The following is a 24,903-nucleotide window of genomic DNA, read 5'->3' as shown; positions in this document are numbered from 1 at the left end:
CATGAGCAGATTAGTCCTGATCGACGGGTCCAGTTACCTGTACCGCGCGTTCCACGCGCTGCCGCCCCTGTCCAATGCACAGGGTGAACCCACCGGCGCGCTGTTCGGCGTGGTCAACATGCTGCGTTCGACGCTGAAGGAGCGCCCGGCCTACGTCGCGTTCGTGGTCGACGCGCCGGGCAAGACCTTCCGTGACGACCTGTACGACCAGTACAAGGCCAACCGCCCGCCGATGCCCGATGAGCTGCGCAGCCAGGTCGAGCCGATGTGCCGCATCGTCGAAGCGCTGGGCATCAGCATCCTGCGCGTCCCCGGCGTGGAAGCCGACGATGTGATCGGCACGCTCGCCCTTCAGGGCCTGGCGCAGGACCTGAAGGTGACCATTTCCACCGGCGACAAGGACTTCGCCCAGCTGGTGCGCCCGGGCATCGAGCTGGTCAACACCATGACCGGCAGCCGCATGGATTCGGACGCGGCGGTGATGGAGAAGTTCGGCGTGCGCGCCGACCAGATCATCGACCTGCTGGCGCTGATGGGCGACGCGGTCGACAACGTGCCGGGCGTGGAGAAGTGCGGGCCGAAGACCGCCGCCAAGTGGCTGGCCGAGTACCAGCACTTGGACGGCGTGATGGCAGCCGCGCCGGCCATGAAGGGCAAGATCGGCGAGAACCTGCGCGCCGCACTGGAGCGGCTGCCGCTGAACCGCGAGCTGGTGACCATCCGTACCGACGTGCAGCTGGACGCCAGCCCGACCACGCTGGCCCTGCGCGAGCAGGATGTGCCGGAGCTGACCGAGCTGTATACGCGCTATGGCTTCACCCAGGCGCTGAAGGAGCTGGGCGCGCCGGTGCCGGCACCGGTGGCCGCCAGCGAGGCGACCCCGAGCCTGCGTGGCACTGCGGCCGGCTTCGCGCGAGGCAGCGTCGAGGCGCCCGCCGCCGGCACGCTGGATCCGGCACTGTCCGTGCCGGGTGAATACGAGACCGTGCTGACCGCCGAGCAGCTGCAGGCCTGGGTCGAACGCCTGCAGCAGGCCGACCTGATCAGCTTCGATACCGAGACCGACGCGCTGGACGCGATGCGCGCGCGCCTGGTGGGCATCAGCCTGGCCGTCGAGCCGGGCAGGGCGGCGTACATTCCGGTCGGCCACGATTACCCGGGTGCGCCGGCCCAGCTGCCGATGCAGCAGGTGCTGGACGCACTGCGCCCGGCGCTGCAGGACCCGGCGAAGAAGAAGCTGGGCCAGCACGGCAAGTACGACCTGCATGTGCTGCGCCGCCACGGCGTGGCGGTGCAGGGCTACCACGATGACACCATGCTCGAGAGCTTCGTGCTCAATTCCACCGCCACCCGCCACGACATGGATTCGCTGGCCCTGCGTTACCTGGGCTACAGCACCATCAAGTTCGAGGACGTGGCCGGCAAGGGCGCCAAGCAGATCCCGTTCTCGCAGGTAGGCATCGACGAAGCCAGCCGCTATGCGGCCGAAGACGCCGACATCACCCTGCGCCTGCACCACGCGTTGCAGCCGCAGCTGCTGGCCGAGCCGGCGCTGGACAGCGTGTACCGCAACATCGAGATGCCGCTGGTGCCGGTGCTGGCCAGCATTGAAGCCAATGGCGTGCGGATCGACACCGACGAACTTCGCCGGCAGAGCCAGGACCTGTCCTCGCGCATGCTGGCCGCGCAGCAGAAGGCCACCGAGCTGGCCGGGCGCAGCTTCAACCTGGATTCGCCCAAGCAGCTGCAGGCGGTGCTGTTCGACGAGCTGAAGCTGCCGGCGGTGGTGAAGACCCCGAAGGGCCAGCCCAGCACCAATGAAGAGGCGCTGGAGGCGATTGCCGACCAGCATGAGCTGCCGCGGGTGATCCTCGACTACCGCGGGCTGGCCAAGCTGCGCAGCACCTACACCGACAAGCTGCCGGAGATGGTCAACCCGGACACCGGCCGGGTGCATACCAGCTACCACCAGTCCGGTGCCGCCACCGGCCGCCTGTCCTCCTCGGACCCGAACCTGCAGAACATCCCGATCCGCACCGAGGATGGCCGCCGTATCCGCCGCGCGTTCGTGGCGCCGGAAGGCTTCCAGCTGCTGGCGGCCGACTATTCGCAGATCGAGCTGCGGATCATGGCGCACCTTTCCGAAGACCCGGGCCTGGTGCGTGCCTTCGAGCAGGGTGCCGACGTGCACCGCGCCACCGCCGCCGAGGTGTTCGGGCGCACGCTGGAGGAGGTGACCCCGAACGAGCGCCGCGCCGCCAAGGCGATCAACTTCGGCCTGATGTATGGCATGAGCGCGTTCGGCCTGGCCCGCAACCTGGGCATCGACCGTGGCCAGGCGCAGGACTACGTGGCCCTGTACTTCAGCCGCTACCCCGGCGTGCGCGACTTCATGGAGCGGATGCGCCAGCAGGCCCGTGACCAGGGCTACGTGGAAACCCTGTTCGGCCGCCGCCTGTACCTGAACGACATTCATGCCCGCAACCAGGGCCTGCGCGCCGGTGCGGAGCGCGCGGCGATCAACGCGCCGATGCAGGGCACTGCCGCCGACATCATCAAGCGCGCGATGGTGGATGTGGACCAGTGGCTGCGCGACAGCGGGGCACCGGCACGGATGATCCTGCAGGTGCACGATGAACTGGTGTTCGAAACCGAAAGCAGTTTTGTTGAAGACTTGCGTTTGCAGGTGGTGAAGCGCATGTCGCAAGCGGCCAAACTGCGGGTGCCGCTGGTGGTCGACACGGGCGTCGGCAACAACTGGGACGAAGCACACTGACGGTGTTTCAGGCCGAAAACGACGTGAATTTGTTCATGAGTCGGGTGTTTCTGACTCGACTATGAATGTTGCCCCGATTGAAATTCATTAAATGGGGCCCCTTCACGAACCGTTAGTGTTCGGAGTGCTTCTATAACTCCCGACAGGCGCAATGCCTGTTGTGGATCTCTCCCATCCCCTGGAGCAGATCTCGGAACGGGGACTCCTCCCCAAGTGCCCGTTCCCCGGCCCCGTTGACCTCCCCCTGGTCAGCGGGGCTTTTTATTTGTGCCGCCGGAACCTCGGATGGGGTCAGATCCCTTTGCCCGTCGGGCAAAGGGATCTGACCCCAGGTGCTAGGCTGGGCCATCGCTCCCCAGGGGAAGACCATGCCCGACCTGTTCGCCCTGGCCATGCCGTGGTGGGAATTCATCCTGCGCGCGGTCGTGGTCTATGTCGTGGTGCTGGGCATGGTCCGGCTGGGCGGCAAGCGGGCTCTGGGGCAGATCACGCCCTTCGACGTGCTGCTGATCGTGCTGCTGGGCAACGCGGTGCAGAACGCGCTGCTGGGCACCGACACCTCGCTGGGCGGTGGCCTGCTGCTGGCGGCCACCCTGATCGTGCTGAACTATGGGGTGGGCTGGTTGACCACCCGCAATCGGCGCATGGAGCGGATGATCGAAGGAGAGCCCACCGTGATCGCGCGTGATGGCCGGCTGTTGGAGGGCGTTCTCCGCCGCGAACTGATCAGCCGTGCAGATTTCGACGCCGCGCTGCGCCAGCAGGGCGGGCTGCAGATCGAAGACGTACAGATCGCCCTGCTGGAGACGACCGGGCACATCACCATCATCGCGCGGAAGGGCAGCTGAGCAGCGCCGAGCCCACGCCCCGCACGACGACATCCCTCAGAGCCAGTCGCGCGGCACCAGGTAGTCGGCCAGGCGCGATTCGGCACTGCCGGGTTCAGGCGAGAAGCCGTACTCCCAGCGCACCCGCGGCGGCAGGCTCATCAGGATGCTTTCGCTGCGGCCGCCGCTCTGCAGCCCGAACAGGGTGCCGCGGTCATAGACCAGGTTGAATTCCACGTAGCGGCCGCGGCGGTACAGCTGGAACTCGCGTTCGCGCTCGCCATAGAGGGCGTCCTTGCGCTGCTGCACGATCGGCAGGTACGCATCGAGGAAGCCATCGCCGACCGCACGCAGATAAGCGAAATCGCGCTCGAAGTCGCCGTGCAGGTCATCGAAGAACAGGCCGCCGACGCCGCGCGTTTCATTGCGGTGGCGCAGGAAGAAGTACTCGTCGCACCAGCGCTTGTGCGCGGCATAGCGTTCTTCGCCGAACGGCGTGCACAGGTCGCGTGCGACCCGGTGCCAATGCTGCACGTCCTCGTCGAACGGGTAGAACGGGGTCAGGTCGAAGCCGCCGCCGAACCAGCTGGCCACCACTTCGCCGTCGCGCTGCGCCTGGAAGAAGCGCACGTTGGCATGGGTGGTCGGCACGTAGGGATTGAGCGGGTGGAACACCAGCGACACGCCGGTGGCGCGCCAGGAGGCGCCGGCCAGTTCCGGGCGGTTGGCCGAGGCCGACGGCGGCAGGCGGCTGCCGGCCACGTCGGAGAAGCCGATGCCGGCCTGCTCGAATACCGCGCCGTCGCGCAGCACGCGGGTACGCCCACCACCACCCTCGGCACGCTGCCACAGGTCTTCCTGGAAGCGGGCCCGGCCATCGACGGCCTCGATCGCCGCACAGATGCGGTCCTGCAGCTCGGTGAGGTAGGCGCGCACGCGCTCGAATTCGTTCATGGCGCTACTTTACCGCAGGGCCCGGGCAACGCTGCGGACAGGCGCTGGCAGGCTCAGCGCTTGCGGTTGGAAGCACGCGGCGCCGGAGTGTCGCCCGCGGCGGCACCGTCCACCGCCTCCTGCAGGACGCGACCCAGCTCCAGGGCGCTCCAGTTTCCGGTGTCCAGCACGTCGCAGGCGACGTGGCGCCCGCTGCGGTCGGCAGTGCACAGCCGCTCCAGCGTCGCGTGGGCATCGACGTCGCCGCTGTGGCCCTGCGCCGCGACCAGGTTCTCGCAGCCCTCGCGGACACCGGCACGGCACACGGTGGCGTAGTGCTCTGCGGCCTGTCGCCACTGGCCGGACAGGGCAAGGCGGTTACCGAGGATGTTGCAGCCCTGCAGCTTGCCCTCCGCGCAGCACGCTTCGGCACCGCCGCTGGCCAGTGCCTGCGGGCAGTCCCGTGGCAGCGGCAGCACCGTGTAGTGTTTCGGCGGGCTGCAGGTGCTCGCGCCCTCGCCGGTCGGCACGAATACCTGGAAGCGGGTCCACGTGTCCAGGCCCAGCAGCTGCCCCCCGGGCAACGGGCGCAGCACGAAGTCACCGCCCTTGTCGTGGCGGATGCGGATGTCGCCGTCTTCGACACGGGCACGCAGCTGGCTGTCCCAGCCGATGCCGACCCGTCCCGCATCGCCGAAGTCCAGCGTGTCCATCAGGCCACCCTCGGCGTGGAAGTTGCCACAGGGCAGTGCCGTTGCCGGCTGCGGCCGCAACGAGGTGCCCAGCGCCTGCAACGCAGGCAGGCGCTCACAGGCGGCGCTGTCATTGCCGGGTGCGCACGCTACGGCCAGTGCCTGCACCGCCTGCAAGTGATCTCCGGACTCCCACGAGAGCTCGGCCGCGCGGCTGCAGAAGCCGCCATGGCTGACCTGCTGGCACAACTGCAACAGCTGCTGGCGCTGCACGGCTGGCATCACCACCGGCGTGGATGGTGACAGCACGGAGCTCACGGCTTCGACCATCGCCGCGCCCATCGCGGCCTTGACGATCTGCTCCTGCAGCGCCGGATCCGCTTCCAGCGCCGCTGCACAGGCCGGTGTTTCGTTGCTGAAGCCGCCATCCCGGCACGGCGCAGGCAGTGCGATGCCGGCCAGTGCGGTATCGAGGATGGCCTGTTGTTGCGCCTCATCCGGCGTGGCCGGCGCCCTGGCCTCGTCATGCCAGCGATCGGCCAGCTGCAGGCACATGCCCGGCACGCCTTCCCGGCACGCCGCTTCCAGCGCGGTCGGGGTCGCCTCGTGGCGGTTGTCCAGGCAGGCCGCCGCATCGGCCAGGCAGCTGCCCGCAGCCGGCGTGGCGGCTGCGGCGCACTGTGCAGGCGCCTGCAGGTTGTAGATCGTGCCGTCCACCTCGAGGGTGCGGCCACGGTCGCGCACCTGCAGCGCGCTGGGCAGGCCGTATTCCAGATTGACCAGTTGCAGCTTCCCTTCGATCTGCTGGAAAGCGACCGGCGTGGGTGCGCTGCCGAAGTGCTTCTGCTCGCCACGGTTGGATGAGCTGACGCGCAGCGTGCTGCTGCCTTCGTCGGCCTTGAACAGGCCACATTGCGGCGACTGTGCGGCGGCGGCTACCGGCGCGGCGAGCAGCAACGCCCAGGCCATCCAGTGGCGGTACGGCGTGAGTGAGCGCATTGTGCGCATGTCGTCTCCTTGACGATCAAAGGAAGAACGCCGGGCGGTGCCGGGGACCCGCGCACGCCGGGTTGGAGTCAGTGGAAGCGCGAGCGCACATCCGGTCGCAGCAGGCGCCAGGCCAGCCAGCCCTGCAGGCCGAGAAGCACGAACGACATGCCGACCACGGTCAGCGTGATCAGCCAGCGTTTCAGCTGCAGCTCCTGCAGCAGGGCCGGGTCATCGGCCAGCAGCGGAATGAAGTCGCCCATGAACAGGTCCAGCCACCAGGCGGCCGCGAAGTTGGTCAAGCCACTCAGCAGCAGCAGTACCACGAAGCTCCACAGGCCCCAGCGACGTTCACGCAGCAGGCCCCAGCTGGACACCGTCGAGGCCAGGCACAACAGCGCGACGACCATTGATGCGGCGACCGGATGCGCCAGCAGCCAGATCAGGCTGTGCAGCTGCTGGTGCTGCACTTCGCTTTCCACCAGGCGCCACAGCGCGAGGTTGTGCAGCGGCCACAGCACCAGTCCCTGCAGCACGAAGTAGACCGTCAGCAGCAGTGACAGCCAGAACGAGGCCTGTGCCACCGGGCGCACCCAGGCGTGATAGGCCGGGGACGGCGGCGAGGGGATCGACGGGATCGACATTGACATCCGATGTCCTTGCAGTCGGCGCCCGCCTGCTCAGCGGGCCGTCACCCGGGTGGCGACCGCCGGCAGGATATGGTGTTCGCTCAAGGGTGCCAAGGGCAGGCCATGCGGCGGCTGCAGCGGCACCCAGGCCAGTTCGGTGATCTCGGCGCGTGCCTGCGGCGTGCCGTGCACCTGCACCCACCACGCCTGTGCCTGCACGCGATGGCCGGGCTCGTTCACCGCCCAGTCCTCGAACGTGCCCAGCGCGATGGCGGCATCGGCGCACAGTTGTACGCCCAGTTCTTCGTCCAGCTCGCGGGCCAGCGCCTGCAGCGGTGCTTCGCCGGGTTCGGGCTTGCCACCGGGCTGGATGAAGCGGCGGGCACCGTGCTTGCGCACCAGCAGCGCCCGGCCGCGGTCATCCAGGATGACTGCGGCCACGATCCGGATCGTGGCCGCGGTGGTGCTCACTTCAGGTTCTGCTCGAACAGCTTGAGGATGCGCTTGTACTGGTCCAGCCAGGAATCGGCGCGCACGTAGCCGTGGCGTTCCAGCGGGTACGGCGCGATCGACCAGTTGTCCTTGTGCAGCTCGATCAGGCGCTGGGTCAGGTTCACCGAATCCTGGAAGAACACGTTGTCATCCATCATGCCGTGGGCGATCAGCAGGTTGTCCTGCAGGTTCTGCGCGTACTCGATCGGCGAGGACACACGGTACGCCTCCGGGTCGATGTCCGGCGTGTTGAGGATGTTGCTGGTGTAGCCGTGGTTGTAGTTGTGCCAGTCGACCACCGGGCGCAGCGCGGCGCCGGCCTTGAAGGTGCCCGGCGCACGGAACAGCGCCATGAAGGTCATGAAACCGCCGTAGGAGCCACCGTAGATACCGGCGTGGTCACGGTCGCCCTGCTGGGTGTCGACCAGCCAGTCCAGGCCGTCCTTGTAGTCCTCCAGTTCCGGGTGGCCCATGTTGCGGTAGATGGCCGTGCGCCAGTCGCGGCCGTAGCCCTCGCTGCCGCGGTAATCCATGTCCAGCACGATGTAGCCCTTCTGCACCAGCAGGTTGTGGAACATCTGCTCTCGGAAGTAGGCCGGGTAGCGCTGGTGCACGTTCTGCAGGTAGCCGGCGCCGTGCACGAACATCACGATCGGGTACTTCTTCCCCGGTTCCTTGTTTTCCGGCTCGTAGTACTTGGCCCAGACCACGCCGGCACCGTGCTTGGACGGTACCGCGACCAGCTTCGGCTGGATCCACTGGCGTGCCTTGTAGTCGGCGGTGCGGGTGTCGGTCAGCACGCGTGCCTGGCCACCGGCACTGGGCAACACCGCCAGCTGCGGCGGCAGGTAGGCACCGGAGTAACGCACCAGCAGCTGCTGGCCGTCCGGCGACAGCGAGAAATCCTCCACGCCGTTGAGGCTGGTCAGCTCGCGCACCTGGCGGCTGCCGGTGTCGACCGCGCAGACTTCGTAGTCATGCGGCGCCTGCTGGTTGCACAGGAAGTAGAAGCCCTTGCCATCGGCCGACGGCACCGGCGCCGAGGTTTCCCACTTGCCGCTGGTCAGCGCCTGCGGCTTGGCGGTGCCGGCCTGGGTGTACAGGTGCGAGAAGCCCGATTCCTCGGACAGCAGCCACAGCGTGCGGCCATCGGCCATCCAGCCGAAATCGTTGAAGCCCCAGTTGATCCAGGCGTTGTCGGTCAGGCGGTGGCGGTTCTGCACGCGGCCGTCGGCGGCATTGACGCTGATGATCCAGCGGTCCTTGTTGTCGTTGGCACGCAGCATCACGGCGGCCTGCTGGCCATCGGCGCTCCAGCGGATGCCACCGCCCATGAAGTCGCTCATCACCTGCACGCTGCGCTCGCCCTTCAGCGCGTCCTTGCCGGCCTTGCGGCGCAGTTCGGCCAGCGGGTCGGTGCTGATGCCCGGCAGGCTGGCCAGCGAGAGCTTTTCGGCCTTGCCGGTGCGCACGTCCACGTACCAGAGCGTGTGCGGCTCGAAGCCGTTACGGCCGACGCGGGTGCGGGTGTCCTCGGTTTCCTCGTAGCCCGACTCGGTCACGTACAGCGGCATCTTGCCGCCACGGCCGTCATCGAAGTCCTTCGGCTTGGTCACCACGATCAGGTGGGTCAGGTCAGGCGACAGCACGCTGTCGGCGATCTCCAGGTCGGCGCCCAGGTACACCGGGCCCGGTGCGCGGGTCGGGTCGGCCTGGCGCCAGCGCTGGTCCTGGTCCTTCAGTGCTTCGCGCTGCTCGCGGTCGCGGCGCAGGGTTTCCAGCGTGCGCAGCTGCTGGTCGCGCAGCACGTCGGCCTTCGGCGGCGTACGCGGATCCTTTTCGGCCTTCAGGCTGGCCACCTGCTGCACGCCGCTGGCGGCGGTCCAGTGGAACCAGTTCTGGCCGACGCGCCAGATCACGCCATTGTCGGCGGCGAAGTTCACGTTGCCCGCGCGCTCGTTGCTGCGGGTGAGCTGGGTCAGCGCACCGCTGCGCAGGTCGCGCACGAACACATCGCCATTGCGCACGAAGGCGTTGCGGCTGCGGCTGCGGTCGTAGACCGGCTCGGCCACGTCCAGGGTGCCGCGCTGGTCATCGGCCACCTGTGTGGCCACGCCACCGGCCACCGGCTGGCGGAAGGTATCGCGTACCGGGCTGCCGTTGCGCTTGAGCTGGTACTCCACCTGCTGGCTGTTCCACGACCACCAGGCCTTCTCGACTGGCGGGCCGATCCAGTCCGGGTCGGCCATGGCCTGTTCGATGGTGATCGGCGTCGGCGCGGCATGCGCGGCCGGTGCGGCCAGCACGGCCGACAGCAGGAGGGACAGGGGCAGCACTCGGGACATGGGCGGACGGCACCAGTAGAGGAAAACCGGCCAAGCGTAGCAGCCGCAAGGGCCGGGGGCAGGGGCCACAGGTCATGGCAGCGGGATTGGCAAAGTAGTGCAACCGCTGGCCGGCCTCGCGCATCCATTCTCCTGAACCCGCATCATCCACCGAACAGGAGCCCGACCATGCAGGAACTGATCCCGATCACCCTCTTCATCTGCATCGCCTACGCGATCCACGCCATTGCCGATGCCCGCGCGCGCAGCAAGCTGGTGGCCCCGCACGTGCCGGAGGAAGTGATCCGCTCGCTGGCCGTGCTGGAAGAAGAGCGCCGCCGCCAGGGCGCGCTTCGCTGGGGCATCAGCCTGGTCTGCCTGGCCCTGGCCATGGCCCTGCTGGAAGCCATCGGTGCCCGTGACCTGACCTTTGGCGCCGCCGCCGCGCTGGTCGGCAGTGCCGGCCTGGGCCAGCTGCTGGCCTGGCACTTCACCCGTCCCGCCGCACGCAAGGGCTGAGCCAGGACATGCCACGGGCACAGGGGGCGCCCCGCGCATGAGCCTGCTCGGCGAAGCGCTGTCGGCACTGCGGGGCCGCCGCCGCCACGATGCAGCGGCGACGGCGGCACCCGCCGAACCGCTGGATGCGGACCAGGCCCTGGTGCGGGCCATCATCGATGGCTCGCAGGCGGCCTTCGCGCAGCTGGTGGAGACCCACCAGCGCACCTGCGCGCATGTGATCGGACGCATGGTGGGCGACCGCGACCAGGTCGCCGACCTGCTGCAGGAAACCTTCCTTGCGGTGTTCCGCCAGCTGCACCGGTTTCGTTTTGAATCCTCGCTGCGCACCTGGGTTTCCCGGGTCGCCTACACCACTGCACTGCAGCATCTGCGCCGGCGGCGGCTGGAGGCGCAATGGATGGTGGCGGTGGAGGTGCCGGAGGAACTGGGGATCGGCGATGAAGGCCCCGGGCCCGCCGAGTTGAGCGAGGCCCTGCAGGCCGGGCGCCAGCTTGGCGCGGCACTGGAACGGCTGAGCGCGCCGCAGCGCCTGATCGTCGGCCTGCATTACCTGGAGGATTTCGATCTGGCCGAGATCGAACAGGTGACCGGGCTGGCACGCGGTACCATCAAGAGCCACCTGCACCGCGCGCGCCAGGTCCTGAAGCAGGAACTGACGCGGCATGCCACCGCCGGAGAGCTGCTGTGAACCGACCGACCGACCCTCGCGATGCGGAAGCGCGCGCGCTGGCACAGGCGTTGCGTGAGCAGGCGCAGCAGGAAGCAACGCCGGATGTGAGCGAGGCGCTGCAGAAGCGCATTGCCGCTGAGTCGCGCGACAGTGGTGTGGTCTATGTGGTGGTGCAGGTGCTGTTGTTTGGCGCGCTGCTGGCTGCAGCGGCCTGGTATTTCTGGCACTGAGGCACCCGCCGGGTGATGGGCCGCTCCAATCGCTGCTGGTAGATGCCGACCTTGGTCGGCGTTTGGGTGTGTGTGCCAACCAAGGTTGGCAGCTACCAAAGCGCTTAATCCGTGGTGTTGGGCCATGCCTGGCAGGCCTTCCGCCTGCGACAAAGTGAAGCAGCGCGTCACCCGGTCGCATCCCACCTTAACGAAATCCTCCTAAAGTGGTCCGGTATCCCACCGGTCGCAGGCAGGAGGCGTCCCTTGGACGCGTTGTTGTTGTCCCGGATCCAGTTCGGATTCGTCATCAGTTTCCACGTGCTGTTTCCGGCCTTCACCATCGGCACGGCCAGCTGGCTGGCCTTCATCGAATGGCGCTGGCTGCGCACGAAGTTGCCCGTGTGGCGCGAGCTGTATTTCTTCTGGCAGAAGATCTTCGCGGTGTCGTTCGGCATGGGCGTGGTCAGCGGCATCGTCATGGCGTTCCAGTTCGGCACCAACTGGCCGCGGCTGAGCGAGGTGGCCGGTACGGTCATCGGCCCGCTGCTGACCTACGAGGTGCTGACCGCGTTCTTCCTGGAAGCCAGCTTCCTCGGCGTGATGATGTTCGGCTGGGGCCGCGTCTCGCCGCGCCTGCATTTCCTGTCCACCTGCATGGTCGCGCTGGGCACGCTGTTCTCCACGTTCTGGATCCTGTCGTCCAACAGCTGGCTGCATACGCCGGCCGGCTACGAGATGGTCAACGGCATCGTGCATCCGGTGGACTGGTGGCGGGTGGTGTTCAATCCCTCGTTCCCCTACCGCCTGGCGCACATGGCGCTGGGCTCGTTCATCACCACCTGTTTCGTGATCGGTGGCGTGGGTGCGTGGTACCTGCGCAGGGGCACGCACGTGGAAGCGGGCCGGCGCATGCTGATCGCCGCCGTTGCATTCGCCGCGCTGACCGTGCCGGTGCAGATCTTCGTCGGCGACATGCATGGCCTGAACACGCTCAAGCACCAGCCGATGAAGATCGCGGCGGTGGAAGCGCACTGGCATGAAACCCGGGAAGGCGAGGGCGTACCGCTGGTGGTGTTCGCGCTGCCCAACGAGAAGGAAGAGCGCAACGATTTCGAAGTGGCCATCCCGAAGCTGGGCAGCGTGATCCTGACCCACAGCCTGGACGGCACCTTCGACCCGCTGACCTCGGTACCGGCCAGCGAGCGGCCGCCGGTGACGCCGGTGTTCTTCGCCTTCCGCATCATGGTCGGGCTGGGCACGCTGATGCTGCTGCTGGCCTGGGTATCGGCGTTCCAGCTGTGGCGGAACAGGCTGCTCGATTCGCCGTGGCTGCTGCGCGGCTGGAACTGGATGCTGCCCAGCGGCTTCATCGCGCTGCTGTCCGGCTGGTTCGTCACCGAGATGGGCCGACAGCCATGGGTGGTGTATGGCCTGCTGCGCACCGCCGATGCGGTCGGCCCGCAGAGCGCGTGGATGACGGCGTTGTCGCTGGGCGTGTACGTGGTTGGCTATGCCTTCGTGTTCGGCTGGGGCATCTGGTACCTGGTGAAGATCCTGCGCCACGGGCCGCAGCCGTATGCCGAGGGGCCGTCGCTGGACCATGGCAGCCACACCCCGGCACGCCCGCTGTCGGCGGCCGACGAACCGCTGGAGGAGCGCTGACATGGACCTGATGACCTGGCTGCCGGTGGCGTGGTTCGCGGTGATCGGCTTCGGCGTGCTGATGTACGTGGTGCTGGACGGCTTCGTGCTCGGCATCGGCATCCTGGCCCCGTTCGCCGAGGACGAGGAGCAGCTGGACCTGATGATGAACACCGCCGCGCCGATCTGGGACGGCAACGAGACCTGGCTGGTACTGGGCGGCGCCGGGCTGCTGGCGGCGTTCCCGAAGGCCTATGCGGTGCTGTTGTCGGCGTTGTACCTGCCGGTGCTGCTGCTGGTGGTGGCGCTGGTGTTCCGCGGCGTGGCGTTCGAGTTCCGCTTCAAGGCACACCGGTCGCGCCGGCTGTGGAGCGTGGCGTTCGGCCTCGGCTCGCTGTTGGCGACCTTTGCCCAGGGCGTGATCCTGGGCACCCTGGTGCAGGGCATCCCGCTGGTGGACGGTGCCTACCAGGGCGGCGCGTTCGCCTGGTTCAGCCCGTTCGCGATGCTGACCGGTGCTGCGCTGGTGGCCGGCTATGCGCTGCTGGGCAGCACCTGGCTGATCCTGAAGACCGAAGGGCGCGTACAGGCGCTGGCGCGGCAGATGACCCGCCCGCTGGTGGTGGCGGTGATCGCGGCGATGGGGCTGGTCAGCAGTTGGCTGCCGTTCCTCGATTCGCGGCTGATGGCACGCTGGTTCAGCGACGGCAACTTCTGGTGGCTCTCGCCGGTGCCGCTCCTGACCCTGGCGGTGGCTGCCGCGCTGTGGCGCAGCGCGACCCATCCGCGCCGCGACCTGCCACCGTTCCTGCTCAGCCTGGCCCTGTTCGTGCTCGGTTTCCTTGGCCTGGTACTGGGCATGTGGCCGTACCTGCTGCCGCCGTCGATGACCCTGTGGCAGGCCGCCGCGCCGGCCTCCTCGCTGGGCTTCACCCTGGTCGGGCTGGTCATTCTGCTGCCGGTCATCCTCGGCTATACGGCGTGGTCGTACCGGGTGTTCCGCGGCAAGGTGCACGCCGATACCGGCTACCACTGATGGGTTGAAAGCGGGGCCCGCCGGTGCCGGGCCCCGTGTTGGGGAATGTGAAACCTGCACACCCCGGGCAGGACGTGCTAGCGTGCGCTCCTTTCCGGCAGCCAGGGGGGCAGCCGGCGACGTCCTGGACGGACGCACGGCTGCAGGAATGGGGGGCCGCCGCGCGTCGCCGTAATGGCTCGTGCCTATCGTTCTCCCATTGAAGCACCGTCGCTAAATGATTGAATTCTCCATCGTCGACTGGGCCGCCTGGGCGCCCGGCCTGAGCGAGCGTAGCCAGTGGTTGGGCTGGGCCGGTGCGCCATACCTGCCGCAGGGCGAAGACACGCCGGCGCTGGCCGAGATCCCGGCGATGCAGCGCCGCCGCATCGAGCGGCTGGGCCGGATGGCGATCCAGACCGCCTGCTGGTGCGAGGATGGGCAGGGCGCGGACAGCCAGGTCCCGTTGGTGTTCGCCAGCCGCCACGGTGACGTGGCCCGTTCGATGGACCTGCTGGGGGCGCTGGCCAGCGATCAGCCTTTGTCCCCGACCGGGTTCGGCCTGTCGGTGCACAACGCGATCGCTGCCCTGTACTCGATCGCCCGCGGCCACCGCGGCAACTACCTGGCGCTGGCCGCTGGACAGGCCACGGTCGAGGCCGCCTGCCTGGAGGCCGCCGGTCTGCTGGCCGATGGTGCGCGCGAGGTGCGGGTGGTCGTCTACGAGTCGCCCCTTCCCGAGATTTACGCGACGTTCGCTGATGAACCCGACCCGTTCTTTGCCTGGTGCTGGCGATTGACGGCACCGACAGCGGGTCAGCCGGTGCTCTCGCTGCAGTGGGACGCGGCGCCGGCCACGGCCGACACCGCCCCGGGCACGCTGCCGCACGCGTTGGACCTGCACCGCTTCCTGCTGTCCGGCGCGCCGGCGCTGGAACATGTGGCCCAGGGCCAGCGCTGGCGCTGGGGACGCCGTGGCTGAGGCGCTGCGCCGCCTCGATCACGCCTGGCGGGTGCTCGGCACCGGCCTGAGCTTTGCCGCGTTCGGCGTGGGCGGCCTGCTGCTGGGCGTGCTGGTGATGCCGGTGCTGCTGCTGATGCGCGACCCGGTGGTCCGCCGCCGCCGCGCCCGCCGCGTGGTCCAGGTCGCCTTTGCCAGCCACCTGCGCCTGATGCGTGCGCTGGGGGTGATGACCTACCAGATCGAGGGCGGAGAGCGCCTGCAGCGCGACGGCCTGCTGGTGCTGGCCAATCATCCGACCCTGATCGATGTGGTCTGCCTGATCTCGCTGCTGCCCAACGCCGACTGCGTGGTGAAGCGGGCCGTGGCCTGCAACCCGTTCATGCGCGGCCCGGTGCGGGCGGCCGGCTACATCGCCAACGACGACGGGGCGGGCCTGGTCGATGACTGCGTGGCCGCGGTGCATGCGGGCGGCACCCTGGTGATCTTCCCGGAGGGCACCCGCAGCGTGCCGGGCCAGCCGCCGCGGCTGCAGCGCGGGGCCGCCAACATCGCCGTCCGCGGCCGGCTGGACATCACCCCGGTGCGGATCACCTGCACCCCGCCCACGTTGACCAAGGGGCAGAAGTGGTATCGTGTACCCTCACGTCGCTTTCACGTTCGGCTGCAGATCGGCGAAGATATCCCGATCGCGCCCTTCTTGGCCGATGACGACTCGCCAAGGGGGGATGCCTTGGCAGCACGCCGCGTCACCGAGCACCTTTCTCGTTATTTCGACCTGTCTGGAGATCCGCCCCGTGCAAGCACTTGAGCACGAGATCAAGGAATTGATCATTTCCTCCCTTTCGCTGGAGGACATCACGCCGGAGGACATCGATCCGACCGCGCCGCTGTTCGTCGAGGGCCTCGGCCTGGATTCGATCGACGCGCTGGAGCTGGGCCTGGCACTGCAGAAGAAGTACGGTGTCAGCCTGTCGGCCGACTCGGAAGAAACCCGTCGCCATTTCTCCAGCGTGCGCGCGCTCGGCGAGTTCGTCGCCGCCCGCCAGTCGTAACGGCGCCAGGAATTGCCATGACCAAGAATGAACTGTTCGAACGCATCGTCAGCATCCTGACCGACAGCTTCGAGATCGACGCCGCCCGGATCACCCCCGAGGCGCGCCTGTATGACGACCTGGACATCGACAGCATCGATGCGGTCGACCTGATCGTGCAGCTCAAGCCCCTGCTCGGCCGCAACCTGCAGCCGGAAGCGTTCAAGGCCGTGCGCACCGTGCAGGACATCGTTGATGTCGTGCATGGACTGCTGCCGGACCAGGCAGCCGCCTGACCGCAGCGCCGGCGGCTTCGCCATGGCTCGCGCACGTACCGTCGTGGTGGCAGCGATCTCGCTCGCCTACCCGCTGCTGGTGTACCTGGCGATGGGCCGCTTCGAGCCGCGCTGGCTGTCGCTGCTGCTGTTCACCCTGGCGCTGCTGCGCGCGCTGACCACGCGCCAGCCATTGTGGTGGGCCGCCGCGGCCGGGGCTGGCCTGCTGGCCGTGCTGGCCACCGTGCTCAACCAGGCCCTGCCGCTGAAGCTGTACCCGGTGCTGGTCAATGCGGTGATGCTGGCGGTGTTCGGCACCAGCCTGCGCTTCGGGCCGCCGCTGGTGGAGCGCCTGGCGCGACTGCAGGAGCCGGACCTGCCCCCGTTCGCGGTGGCCTATACCCGCCGCGTCACCCAGGTGTGGTGCGGCTTTTTCGTTCTCAACGGCAGCCTGGCCCTGCTGACCGCGCTGTACGCGTCGGACCGGGCCTGGATGCTCTACAACGGATTGTTGGCGTACGTGATGATGGGCGTGTTGTTCACAGGGGAGTGGCTGGTGCGGCGGCGGGTGAAGGCGGCGCACGCGCATGGCTGAGTGGATTGCCCTGGACCGGCTGCTGCTGGAGGCCCGGCCGCAGCGCAGCGTCGGCCTCTGCAATGGCGAGGTGATCGACCATGCCGGCTTCCGCCAGCGCGTGCTGGCCTGGCGCGCCGCCTTTGCGGCGGCCGAAGGCCGCGACTGGGCCCTGTACTTCGATGACGCCGTGGCCTTTGCCGCGGCGCTGTTCGGTGCCTGGCATGCCGGCAAGCGGGTGTTCCTGGCCGCCGACAACCTGCCGGCCACGCTGCAGGCGTTGCAGCCGCAGGTGAGCGGTTTCGCCGGTGATGTCTGTGCCGATTACCGCCCGCTGGCCGCACCGGATGCTGTGCTGGACGACGGGCTGCAGGCGCTGGACGAGCGCGCCTGCGAGCTGTGCGTGTTCACCTCCGGCAGCACCGGCCAGCCCAGTGCGATCGGCAAGCGGCTGGACCAGCTGGCGCGCGAGGTGGAGGCGCTGCAGGCCGCGTTCGGCGCGCAGATGGAGGGTGTGCAGGTCCATGGCACGGTCTCCCACCAGCACATCTACGGGCTGTTGTTCCGCGTGCTGTGGCCACTGGCCGCCGGCCGCCTGATCCATCCGCGCCGGTTCTTCCACGAAGACCTGGTCGGCGCGCTGGCCGGTACCGACACGGTGCTGGTGGCAACGCCGGCCCACCTCAAGCGCCTGCCCGAGCAGCTCGACTGGGCCAGCCTGCACGGCCGCCTGCGCGCGGTGTTCTCCTCCGGTGGCCCACTGCCGGAAGAAGCGGCACGACAGGTGCGGCAGTGGCTGGGCGTGGCCCCGACCGAGGTCTACGGCAGCAGCGAGACCGGCGGCATCGCCTGGCGCCGCTGGGACACCGACCTGCCGCCGTGGCAGCCGTTGCCGGGCGTGCAGTGGCGGATCGACGACGGCTGCCTGGCGGTGGCCTCCGCGCATCTGGACACCCCTGACTGGTGGCGCACCCAGGACCGTGTTGAAGCCCTGGCCGACGGCCGCTTCCGCCTGTTGGGCCGGGCCGACCGCATCGTCAAGATCGAGGAACGCCGGGTATCGCTGGATGCGCTGGAACGCGCGCTGCGCGAGGACGCCGAGGTGGATGACGCGCGTGTACTGGTCCTGCCGGGCCATCGCGAGCAGCTGGCCGCCGTGGTGGTGCCGGCCGACCCGGCGCTGCTGGAGGGCGGCGACGCTGCGCGGCGGGCGCTGGGCCAGCGCCTGGGCGCACGCCTGGCCAACGCGCATGACGCGGTGACCCGTCCGCGCCGCTGGCGGCTGGTGCAGGCGCTGCCGATCAATGCGCAGGGCAAGGTGACCCAGGCCGCGCTGGCGGCGCTGTTCCAGCCGTTGATGCCGGTGCCGGCGTGGGATCACCGCGATGCCGCCAGCGCCACCCTGCGCATGACCCTGGACCCGGCGCTGCGGCCGTTCCAGGGCCACTTCCCACAGGCGGCAATCCTGCCCGGCGTGGCGCAGCTGGACTGGGCGGTGCGCTTCGCCCGGCAGGCGTTCGTGATGCCGGCCGCGTTCGTGCGCATGGATGCGGTGAAATTCCAGCATGTTGCCCGCCCCGGTGACGAGTTGACCCTGCAGCTGGACTGGGATGCCGCACGCAACGTGCTGGCCTTCCGCTACACCTCCAGCCACGGTGTGCATGCCAGCGGCAGGGTGGTTTTCGCTGATGCGGACTGATCCGGCCGTTGCCGGTGCCGCATTCGCGCCACTGGTGGTGATTCCCGTCTATGACCACGAGCACGCCATCGCGGCGGTGGTCGATGGCGTGCAGGCCGCGGGGCTGCCCTGCCTGCTGGTCGACGATGGTTCGCATGATGGCTGCGCGGCGGTGCTGCGCGCGCTGGCACAGCGCCAGGGCGTCGACCTGCTGCGCCTGGACATCAACCAGGGCAAGGGCGGGGCGATGCTGGCCGGTTTTGCCGAGGCCGGCGCGCGTGGCTACAGCCACGTGCTGCAGATCGATGCCGACGGCCAGCACGATACCGCTGACCTGCCACGCTTCATCGAAGCCGCGCGCGCCCATCCCGAGGCGGTGATCTGCGGCATTCCGGCTTACGACGCCAGTGTTCCCAAGGCGCGCCTGTATGGCCGCTACGCCACCCACATCTGGGTCTGGATCAACACGCTGTCGCTGCACCTGCGCGACACCATGTGCGGTTTCCGCGTGTATCCGCTGCCGCCGGTGCTGCGCCTGATCGGTGAAGAGACCATCGGCCGGCGCATGGATTTCGATACCGAAATAATGGTGCGCCTGTACTGGCGCCGGCTGCCGGTCGAGCACTTGGCCACGCGGGTGACCTATCCGTCCGATGGCGTGTCGCACTTCGATGTGTGGCGCGACAACGTGCGCATCAGCCGCATGCATACCCGCCTGTTCTTCGGCATGCTCTGGCGTGCGCCGCGCCTGCTGTGGCGCCGCCTGCGGGGGCAGCGCTGAGATGGCGGCCGCGCAGGGCGCCCCGCACTGGGCCGACATCGGCGAATCGACGTCGGTGGCCGGCGTGCTGTTCCTGTGCTGGGTGCACCGCTGGTTCGGGCGCTGGCCGTTCCGCCTGTGCGTGTGGCCAGTGGTGGCCTGCCATTGGCTGGGCAACCGTGTAGGGCGCCAGGCCTCGATGCAGTACCTGCAGCGGCTGCAGGCGCACAGCGGCGTGCTCGGCCGCGCGCCGACACGGCGTGACAGCCTGCGCCACTTCTTCGCCTTCGCCGACACGATGCTGGACAAGATCCTCGGCCTGGGCGGGCGCTACCCGGCCGACCGCATCCACCTGCACCGCGACCTGGTATTGCAGAAGATCGCGCGCCGCGAGGGCGGGCTGATCCTCACCGCGCACATCGGCTGCCTGGAGCTGTGCCAGGTGCTTGCCGAGCAGGTGCCGGGATTCCGCATCACCGTGCTGGTGCATACCGCGCACGCGCAGCGCTTCAACCGTTTGCTGCAGCGGCTGGACCCGCTGGCGGCGGTGGAACTGGTGCAGGTGACCGAAATGGGGCCGGCCACGGCGGTGATGCTGGCCGAGCGCGTGGCGGCGGGGGGCTTCGTTGCCATCGTCGGCGACCGCACGCCGGTACAGGGTGGCCGCAGCGTCACCGCCGATTTCCTGGGCCACCGCGCGCCGTTCCCGATCGGCGCCTATGTGCTCGCCGCGGCACTGGGGTGCCCGGTCTACACCATGGCCTGCCTGCACGAGGGCGACGGCTATCGAGTGGCATTCGAACAGTTCGCCGAACGCATCGTACTGCCGCGTGGCTCGCGCGACGCCGCGCTGGCCGAGCAGGCACAGCGCTTCGCGCGCTGGCTGGAACTCCAGGTCATCCAGTCCCCGTTGGACTGGTTCAATTTCTTCCCCTTCTGGGATCAGGCTCCGCATGACGACTGACGCCGTACCCGTGTGCCGCTTTGGCGATGCACCGTTGACCATCGAAGACGTGGTTGCCCTGGCCCAGCGCCAGTGCCAGGCCGCACTGAGCGACGCACCGGGCTTCCGCGCGCACATCCAGCGCGGTGCCGACTTCCTCGACCGCCTGTTGCGCGAGGATGGCGTGATCTACGGCGTGACCACCGGCTACGGCGACTCGTGCACGGTGAACATCCCGCCGGCGCTGGTGGCCGAGCTGCCGCACCACCTGTACACCTATCACGGCTGCGGCCTGGGCCGTTACCTGGACCCGGTCGAGACCCGTGCGGTGCTGGCTGCGCGCCTGGCCTCGCTGGTGCGCGGCATGTCCGGCGTCAGCGTGCCGCTGCTGGAAGGCCTGGCCACGCTGCTGCAGCACGATGTGCTGCCGATGATCCCGGCCGAAGGCTCGGTCGGTGCCAGCGGGGACCTGACCCCGCTGTCGTACGTGGCGGCGGTGCTGTGCGGCGAGCGCGAGGTGCTGCACGACGGCCGCGTGCAGCCGGCGGCCGAAGTGCTGGCGAAGATCGGCATGACCCCGCTGAAGCTGCGGCCGAAGGAAGGTCTGGCGATCATGAACGGCACCGCGGTGATGACCGGCCTGGCCTGCCTGGCCTGGCAGCGCGCCGATTACCTGGCCCGCATGGCCACGCGGTTGACCGCGTTCAACGTGCTCGCCAGCGACGGCAACGCGCACCACTTCGACGAAACTCTGTTCGCCGCCAAGCCACACCCGGGCCAGGGCCGCATCGCTGCGCGCCTGCGCAGCGACCTGCACAGCGAACGCCCGCCGCGCAACGAACAGCGCCTGCAGGACCGCTACTCGTTGCGCTGCGCGCCGCACGTCATCGGCGTGCTGGAAGATAGCCTGCCGTTCCTGCGCCAGCTGATCGAAACCGAGCTGAACAGCGCCAACGACAACCCGCTGATCGATGCCGATGGCGAGCGCATCCTGCACGGCGGCCACTTCTACGGGGGCCACATCGCACTGGCGATGGACACCCTGAAGAACACCGTGGCCAACGTTGCCGATCTGCTTGACCGGCAGCTGGCGCTGGTGGTCGATGCCCGCTACAGCCATGGCCTGCCGGCCAACCTGTCGGCAGCCACCGGCCCGCGCGCGGCCATCAACCATGGCCTGAAGGCGCTGCAGATCAGCGTTTCGGCCTGGACCGCCGAAGCGCTGAAGCAGACCATGCCGGCCAGCGTGTTCTCGCGCTCCACCGAGTGCCACAACCAGGACAAGGTCAGCATGGGCACCATTGCCGCGCGCGACTGCCTGCGCGTGATCGAGCTGACCGAGCAGGTGGTGGCCGCGATGCTGATCGCTGCCCGCCAGGGCCTGGCGCTGCGCGAACGGGTTGGCCTGAATGCGCAGCTGCATGGCAGTCTGGCCGCCATGTACGCCGACCTGGGGCAGCGCATCGCCCTGGTCGAAGAAGACCGCGCGCTGGATCGCGAACTGCGGGAACTGCTGGTGGAGATCCGCGCGCAACGTTGGGAGCTGTACGCCGGTGAATGAGGCCATCGAACGGGTTGGCGAAATCGCGTTGACCCCTGCCTTCCATGACTGCGATCCGATGAACGTGGTCTGGCATGGCAACTACTTCAAGTACTTCGAGATCGCGCGCTGCGCGCTGCTCGGGCGCTACGACTACGACTATCCACAGATGCTCGAATCGGGCTACCTGTGGCCGGTGGTCGATGCGCGGGTGAAGTACGTGCGGCCGCTGCTGTTCAACCAGGCCCTGCGCGTGGTCGCGCGCATCGTGGAATGGGAGAACCGGCTGAAGATCGAGTATGAAATCCTCGATGCGCAGAGCGGCCAGGTGCTGACCCGCGCGATGACCATCCAGGTCGCGGTGGACGCGGCCAGCAAGGAAATGCTGTACCAGTGCCCGCCGGTACTGTGGGAACGCCTGGGAGTGCCTGCACCGTGAACACCCTTGTCCGTCTTTCGAGCGTGCTGCTGTGCGCGCTGATCTTCGTTGCCGCACCACAGGTGCAGGCCGCCGACCCCGCCATCGATGCGATCACCCAGGCGGTGGCGCGGCCGGAGGTACTGCGTGGCCAGTTCAGCCAGGAAAAGCAGGTCAGCGGCTTCAAGAACCCGCTGCGCTCGCAGGGCCAGTTCGTGGTCGCGCGCCAGCACGGCGTGATCTGGACCACGCTCAAGCCGTTCCCTTCCGAAGTGGTGGTCACTGCCGACCGCATCCTCAGCCGCCAGCGCGATGGCAGCACCCGTGTCGAGCTCGACGCACGGCAGCAGCCGGCGATGCGTTCGGTGAACGCGATCATGTTCGCGCTGATGAGCGGCGACGTGCAGGCGCTGTCGAGCCAGTTCAATGTGGCGGCCAGCCGCGAAGGGCAGGGCTGGCGGCTGCGCCTGACGCCGAAGTCGGCGATGCTGGCCAAGGCCTTCCAGTCGCTGACCCTGCAGGGTGACCGCTACGTGCGCCAGGTCGAGATCGTCGAGGCCAACAAGGACCGCACGCAGATCCAGTTCAGCGCGCTGAGCGAGGCACCGGCCACCCTCAGCGCCGACGAGGCACGCCGCTTTGAGTGAGGCCGTCGCATCGAACGCAGCGGCGCGACTGCGGCGCTGGTGGCACTGGCTGGGCATCGCCTGGCTGGTGCTGCTGCTGGGCTTGGGCGCGCAGCAGTGGCACCTGTGGAGCCAGCAGTCGCGGATCGACACCGACATCCTCGCGCTGCTGCCGCAGGATGCCCATGACCGCCTGTTGAGCGACGTCACCCGGCGCATTGCCGACGGCAGCTCGCGGCAGGTGGTGGTGCTGCTGGGCAGCAAGGATGGCGCTGCCGCCAAGCGCGCGCAGGCGGCCTTCGCTGCGGCCATGGCCGAGGACGTTGACCATGCATTGCTGGTGCCCAGTGGTTCGATCGAAGGCTGGTTCGACGAGGCGCGCGCGTTCTACGCGCCGTACCGCGACCGCCTGCTGACGCCGGCCCAGCGCGAGCAGCTGCAGGGCAGCGAGCCGGGCGCGCTGGCCGAGCAGGCGCTGGCTGCACTGTATGGCCCGATGGGCGCCCCGCGCCTGACCGACTGGCGGCAAGACCCGCTGTCGCTGTGGCCGCAATGGTGGCAGCAGCAGGCGCAGGGCTCGGGGTTGCGGCTGGGCGATGACGGCCTGCTCGAAGCCGAGGGCAGGCACTGGGCCGTGCTGCAGTTCGATACGCCGGGGTCGGCGTTCCAGCTGGATGGCGAGCGCCATCTCGATGGCCTGCTGGAACGTGCCGGGCAGGCCGCCAGGACGGCAGCGCCGGAGCTGGAAATCCTGCATGCCGGCGTGCCGTTGCATGCCGAGGCGGCCGCAGTGCAGGCCAACCGTGAGATCAATACCATCGGCTGGGGCTCGCTGGCCGCGGTGCTGCTGCTGGTGTGGCTGGCGTTCCGTTCGCTGCGCCCGATCCTGCTGGTCGCCGCGTCGCTGCTGATCGGCTGTGGCGTGGCGCTGGCGGTGACCGTGCTGGTGTTCGGCAAGGTGCACGTGCTGACCCTGGTGTTCGGCGCATCGCTGGTGGGCGTGGCCGAGGACTATGGCATCCACTGGTTTGCATCGCGCCAGGCCGAGCCGGCCGATCGCCGCTGGAAACTGCTGCGTCACCTGCTGCCGGGCCTGTGGCTGGCCCTGCTGACCAGCGCGCTGGCCTACCTGGCACTGGGCCTGGCACCGTTCCCGGGCCTGCGCCAGATGGCGCTGTTCTCGGTAGTCGGCCTGGCGGCCGCGTTCCTCACGGTGATCTTCTGGTTCCCGTGGCTGGATGGCGGCGAGATCCGCAAGACCCGTTTCTCGCAGTGGCTGGGCAACACGCTGGAGCGCTTCCCGCGCCTGCAGGGGCGCCGGCCGGTGATGGTGTTCCTCGGTGCCACCGTGGTGCTTTCGGCCATCGGCATCACCCGCCTGCACAGCGACGACGACCTGCGCAGCCTGCAGTCCTCGCCGCCGGCGTTGATGGCGCAGCAGATCCGCCTGAGCCAGTTGCTGGGGATGCCCAGCCCGGCGCAGTTCTACCTCGTGCAGGGCAGCGACGCTGCGCAGCTGCTGCAGCGCGAAGAGGCGTTGACCGGACGCCTGCGTGCGCTGGCCGCCGACAAGCGCATCGGCGGTTACCGCGCGATCAGTGACTGGCTGCCGTCGCCGGCACGCCAGCAGGCCGACGCCGCGCTGACCGCCAAGGTGGAACCGGGCGTGCTGCAGGCCGTGTCCGATGCAGTCGGAGAACCCTTGCCGCGCCCGGACTTCGCCACCACGCCGCTGACCGCCGAGGCGTTCCTGGCCTCGCCGGCGTCGCAGCCGTTCCGCTACCTGTGGGTGGGTGAGGTCGGCGGGCAGATGATCAGCGTGGTGATGGTCGACGACCTGTCGCGCGCCGATGCGCTGGCGACCCTGCGTGGCGCGGCCGAGGGCTTGCCCGGCGTGCGCTGGGTGGATCGCACCGCCGACTTCTCGCAGCTGCTGGGCCACTACCGCAAGCTGATGGGGGGGCTGCTGCTGGTCGGCATCGTGCTGGTGTTCGGTGCGCTGTGGCTGCGCTACCGCCGCCAGGCCTGGCGCGTGTTCGCACCGACCCTGGTTGCCGGTGCGTTGACCCTGGGCCTGCTGGGCCTGTTCGGCCAGCCGCTGCAGCTGTTCAACGTGCTGGCGCTGATGCTGCTGCTGGGCATGGGCATCGACTACGGCATCTTCCTGATCGAGCACCGCGGCGACGCCAGCGCGTGGCTGGCCGTGTGCGTGGGCGCGGCCAGCACCTGGCTGTCGTTCGGCCTGCTCGGCCTGTCGCAGACGCCGGCGCTGCGCGCCTTCGGCCTGACCCTGTTGTTCGGCATCGGCCTGGTCTGGCTGATCTCGCCGCTGTTCCGGCCGCCGCCGCACGATCTGCCGCCGGCCTGACTGCGG

Annotated in this window: 24 protein-coding genes; 19 read left to right on the top strand and 5 right to left on the bottom strand. The window is 68.8% G+C overall.

What is annotated here, in order from left to right; translation table 11 throughout:
- The first annotated feature begins 1 nt into the window (after nt 1).
- Nucleotides 2-2,776, top strand: a complete 2,775-nt coding sequence (gene polA / locus NSQ78_RS21205; RefSeq protein ID WP_064239517.1) for a DNA polymerase I — start codon at nt 2-4, stop codon at nt 2,774-2,776.
- A 368-nt stretch (nt 2,777-3,144) separates the two neighbouring features.
- On the top strand, nt 3,145-3,624 hold the full coding sequence (locus NSQ78_RS21200) for a YetF domain-containing protein (RefSeq protein ID WP_049471161.1): 480 nt from the start codon (nt 3,145-3,147) through the stop codon (nt 3,622-3,624).
- Nucleotides 3,625-3,660: 36 nt separating this feature from the next.
- On the opposite strand, the gene hemF is transcribed toward NSQ78_RS21200, so the two are convergent.
- From hemF to NSQ78_RS21175, 5 genes are all read right to left on the bottom strand, one after another.
- Nucleotides 3,661-4,557: an oxygen-dependent coproporphyrinogen oxidase gene (hemF, locus tag NSQ78_RS21195; protein WP_049471163.1), complete on the bottom strand. Its 897-nt coding sequence runs from the start codon at nt 4,555-4,557 to the stop codon at nt 3,661-3,663.
- A 53-nt stretch (nt 4,558-4,610) separates the two neighbouring features.
- Complete coding sequence (locus NSQ78_RS21190) at nt 4,611-6,227, bottom strand: hypothetical protein (protein WP_064239515.1); 1,617 nt, start codon at nt 6,225-6,227, stop codon at nt 4,611-4,613.
- Nucleotides 6,228-6,304: 77 nt separating this feature from the next.
- The gene (locus NSQ78_RS21185; RefSeq protein WP_049471165.1) at nt 6,305-6,865 is read right to left on the bottom strand and encodes a hypothetical protein; all 561 of its coding nucleotides are present in this window, start codon (nt 6,863-6,865) and stop codon (nt 6,305-6,307) included.
- A 30-nt stretch (nt 6,866-6,895) separates the two neighbouring features.
- Nucleotides 6,896-7,315: an NUDIX domain-containing protein gene (locus NSQ78_RS21180; protein WP_064239514.1), complete on the bottom strand. Its 420-nt coding sequence runs from the start codon at nt 7,313-7,315 to the stop codon at nt 6,896-6,898.
- Nucleotides 7,312-9,681, bottom strand: coding sequence for a S9 family peptidase (locus NSQ78_RS21175; RefSeq protein ID WP_064239513.1), 2,370 nt, complete (start codon nt 9,679-9,681; stop codon nt 7,312-7,314). The genes NSQ78_RS21180 and NSQ78_RS21175 overlap by 4 nt, the downstream gene beginning before the upstream one ends.
- Nucleotides 9,682-9,849: 168 nt before the next feature.
- On the opposite strand from NSQ78_RS21175, the gene NSQ78_RS21170 reads away from it, so the two are divergent.
- The 17 genes from NSQ78_RS21170 to NSQ78_RS21090 all read left to right on the top strand — a co-directional run bounded on the left by NSQ78_RS21170 (nt 9,850) and on the right by NSQ78_RS21090 (nt 24,897).
- Nucleotides 9,850-10,179, top strand: a complete 330-nt coding sequence (locus NSQ78_RS21170) for a hypothetical protein (protein ID WP_005414880.1) — start codon at nt 9,850-9,852, stop codon at nt 10,177-10,179.
- Nucleotides 10,180-10,216: 37 nt separating this feature from the next.
- Nucleotides 10,217-10,870: a sigma-70 family RNA polymerase sigma factor gene (locus NSQ78_RS21165; RefSeq protein ID WP_064239512.1), complete on the top strand. Its 654-nt coding sequence runs from the start codon at nt 10,217-10,219 to the stop codon at nt 10,868-10,870.
- Nucleotides 10,867-11,082, top strand: a complete 216-nt coding sequence (locus NSQ78_RS21160) for a hypothetical protein (protein ID WP_064239511.1) — start codon at nt 10,867-10,869, stop codon at nt 11,080-11,082. Before NSQ78_RS21165 ends, NSQ78_RS21160 begins: the two co-directional genes overlap by 4 nt.
- Before the next feature lie 246 nt (nt 11,083-11,328).
- A complete protein-coding gene (locus NSQ78_RS21155; RefSeq protein ID WP_064239510.1) occupies nt 11,329-12,726 on the top strand; it encodes a cytochrome ubiquinol oxidase subunit I in 1,398 nt (465 codons plus the stop codon).
- Nucleotide 12,727: 1 nt separating this feature from the next.
- Nucleotides 12,728-13,741 carry a cytochrome d ubiquinol oxidase subunit II gene (gene cydB / locus NSQ78_RS21150; protein WP_049471180.1) on the top strand — a complete coding sequence of 338 codons (1,014 nt, stop codon included), beginning with the start codon at nt 12,728-12,730 and terminating at the stop codon, nt 13,739-13,741.
- 217 nt (nt 13,742-13,958) lie between these two features.
- A complete protein-coding gene (locus NSQ78_RS21145; RefSeq protein ID WP_057494048.1) occupies nt 13,959-14,702 on the top strand; it encodes a beta-ketoacyl synthase chain length factor in 744 nt (247 codons plus the stop codon).
- Nucleotides 14,695-15,492: a lysophospholipid acyltransferase family protein gene (locus NSQ78_RS21140; RefSeq protein ID WP_049416042.1), complete on the top strand. Its 798-nt coding sequence runs from the start codon at nt 14,695-14,697 to the stop codon at nt 15,490-15,492. Before NSQ78_RS21145 ends, NSQ78_RS21140 begins: the two co-directional genes overlap by 8 nt.
- Nucleotides 15,479-15,736, top strand: coding sequence for a phosphopantetheine-binding protein (locus NSQ78_RS21135; protein WP_005411610.1), 258 nt, complete (start codon nt 15,479-15,481; stop codon nt 15,734-15,736). Before NSQ78_RS21140 ends, NSQ78_RS21135 begins: the two co-directional genes overlap by 14 nt.
- Nucleotides 15,737-15,753: 17 nt before the next feature.
- Nucleotides 15,754-16,011, top strand: coding sequence for an acyl carrier protein (locus tag NSQ78_RS21130; protein WP_049471185.1), 258 nt, complete (start codon nt 15,754-15,756; stop codon nt 16,009-16,011).
- Nucleotides 16,012-16,033: 22 nt separating this feature from the next.
- Nucleotides 16,034-16,585 (top strand): hypothetical protein, encoded by a 552-nt coding sequence (locus tag NSQ78_RS21125; protein WP_339207459.1) that lies wholly within the window; start codon nt 16,034-16,036, stop codon nt 16,583-16,585.
- Nucleotides 16,578-18,263 (top strand): AMP-binding protein, encoded by a 1,686-nt coding sequence (locus tag NSQ78_RS21120; RefSeq protein WP_064239509.1) that lies wholly within the window; start codon nt 16,578-16,580, stop codon nt 18,261-18,263. The genes NSQ78_RS21125 and NSQ78_RS21120 overlap by 8 nt, the downstream gene beginning before the upstream one ends.
- Nucleotides 18,253-19,023, top strand: a complete 771-nt coding sequence (locus tag NSQ78_RS21115; RefSeq protein WP_049471187.1) for a glycosyltransferase family 2 protein — start codon at nt 18,253-18,255, stop codon at nt 19,021-19,023. The genes NSQ78_RS21120 and NSQ78_RS21115 overlap by 11 nt, the downstream gene beginning before the upstream one ends.
- Before the next feature lies 1 nt (nt 19,024).
- Nucleotides 19,025-19,966 (top strand): acyltransferase, encoded by a 942-nt coding sequence (locus NSQ78_RS21110; protein ID WP_053462596.1) that lies wholly within the window; start codon nt 19,025-19,027, stop codon nt 19,964-19,966.
- Nucleotides 19,956-21,506 (top strand): aromatic amino acid ammonia-lyase, encoded by a 1,551-nt coding sequence (locus tag NSQ78_RS21105; RefSeq protein WP_064239508.1) that lies wholly within the window; start codon nt 19,956-19,958, stop codon nt 21,504-21,506. The genes NSQ78_RS21110 and NSQ78_RS21105 overlap by 11 nt, the downstream gene beginning before the upstream one ends.
- On the top strand, nt 21,499-21,924 hold the full coding sequence (locus tag NSQ78_RS21100; RefSeq protein ID WP_014648843.1) for an acyl-CoA thioesterase: 426 nt from the start codon (nt 21,499-21,501) through the stop codon (nt 21,922-21,924). The genes NSQ78_RS21105 and NSQ78_RS21100 overlap by 8 nt, the downstream gene beginning before the upstream one ends.
- Nucleotides 21,921-22,550 carry an outer membrane lipoprotein carrier protein LolA gene (locus NSQ78_RS21095; protein ID WP_053461657.1) on the top strand — a complete coding sequence of 210 codons (630 nt, stop codon included), beginning with the start codon at nt 21,921-21,923 and terminating at the stop codon, nt 22,548-22,550. Before NSQ78_RS21100 ends, NSQ78_RS21095 begins: the two co-directional genes overlap by 4 nt.
- On the top strand, nt 22,543-24,897 hold the full coding sequence (locus tag NSQ78_RS21090; protein ID WP_064239507.1) for an MMPL family transporter: 2,355 nt from the start codon (nt 22,543-22,545) through the stop codon (nt 24,895-24,897). The genes NSQ78_RS21095 and NSQ78_RS21090 overlap by 8 nt, the downstream gene beginning before the upstream one ends.
- Nucleotides 24,898-24,903: the final 6 nt, after the last annotated feature.

This window comes from Stenotrophomonas sp. FSL W7-1447 (assembly GCF_037966425.1).
GTDB lineage: Bacteria > Pseudomonadota > Gammaproteobacteria > Xanthomonadales > Xanthomonadaceae > Stenotrophomonas > Stenotrophomonas pavanii.
Note: the sequence above shows the minus strand (reverse complement) of the source record. Positions and strands in the feature narration are given on the sequence as shown.

Excerpts from the sequence above, each read along its gene's own strand:
- polA (WP_064239517.1), top strand. The coding sequence starts at position 2 with ATGAGCAGATTAGTCCTGATCGACGGGTCCAGTTACCTGTACCGCGCG.
- NSQ78_RS21200 (WP_049471161.1), top strand. The coding sequence starts at position 3,145 with ATGCCCGACCTGTTCGCCCTGGCCATGCCGTGGTGGGAATTCATCCTG.
- hemF (WP_049471163.1), bottom strand. The coding sequence starts at position 4,557 with ATGAACGAATTCGAGCGCGTGCGCGCCTACCTCACCGAGCTGCAGGAC.
- NSQ78_RS21190 (WP_064239515.1), bottom strand. The coding sequence starts at position 6,227 with ATGCGCTCACTCACGCCGTACCGCCACTGGATGGCCTGGGCGTTGCTG.
- NSQ78_RS21185 (WP_049471165.1), bottom strand. The coding sequence starts at position 6,865 with ATGTCAATGTCGATCCCGTCGATCCCCTCGCCGCCGTCCCCGGCCTAT.
- NSQ78_RS21175 (WP_064239513.1), bottom strand. The coding sequence starts at position 9,681 with ATGTCCCGAGTGCTGCCCCTGTCCCTCCTGCTGTCGGCCGTGCTGGCC.
- NSQ78_RS21170 (WP_005414880.1), top strand. The coding sequence starts at position 9,850 with ATGCAGGAACTGATCCCGATCACCCTCTTCATCTGCATCGCCTACGCG.
- NSQ78_RS21165 (WP_064239512.1), top strand. The coding sequence starts at position 10,217 with ATGAGCCTGCTCGGCGAAGCGCTGTCGGCACTGCGGGGCCGCCGCCGC.
- cydB (WP_049471180.1), top strand. The coding sequence starts at position 12,728 with ATGGACCTGATGACCTGGCTGCCGGTGGCGTGGTTCGCGGTGATCGGC.
- NSQ78_RS21145 (WP_057494048.1), top strand. The coding sequence starts at position 13,959 with ATGATTGAATTCTCCATCGTCGACTGGGCCGCCTGGGCGCCCGGCCTG.
- NSQ78_RS21130 (WP_049471185.1), top strand. The coding sequence starts at position 15,754 with ATGACCAAGAATGAACTGTTCGAACGCATCGTCAGCATCCTGACCGAC.
- NSQ78_RS21125 (WP_339207459.1), top strand. The coding sequence starts at position 16,034 with ATGGCTCGCGCACGTACCGTCGTGGTGGCAGCGATCTCGCTCGCCTAC.
- NSQ78_RS21120 (WP_064239509.1), top strand. The coding sequence starts at position 16,578 with ATGGCTGAGTGGATTGCCCTGGACCGGCTGCTGCTGGAGGCCCGGCCG.
- NSQ78_RS21115 (WP_049471187.1), top strand. The coding sequence starts at position 18,253 with ATGCGGACTGATCCGGCCGTTGCCGGTGCCGCATTCGCGCCACTGGTG.
- NSQ78_RS21110 (WP_053462596.1), top strand. The coding sequence starts at position 19,025 with ATGGCGGCCGCGCAGGGCGCCCCGCACTGGGCCGACATCGGCGAATCG.
- NSQ78_RS21105 (WP_064239508.1), top strand. The coding sequence starts at position 19,956 with ATGACGACTGACGCCGTACCCGTGTGCCGCTTTGGCGATGCACCGTTG.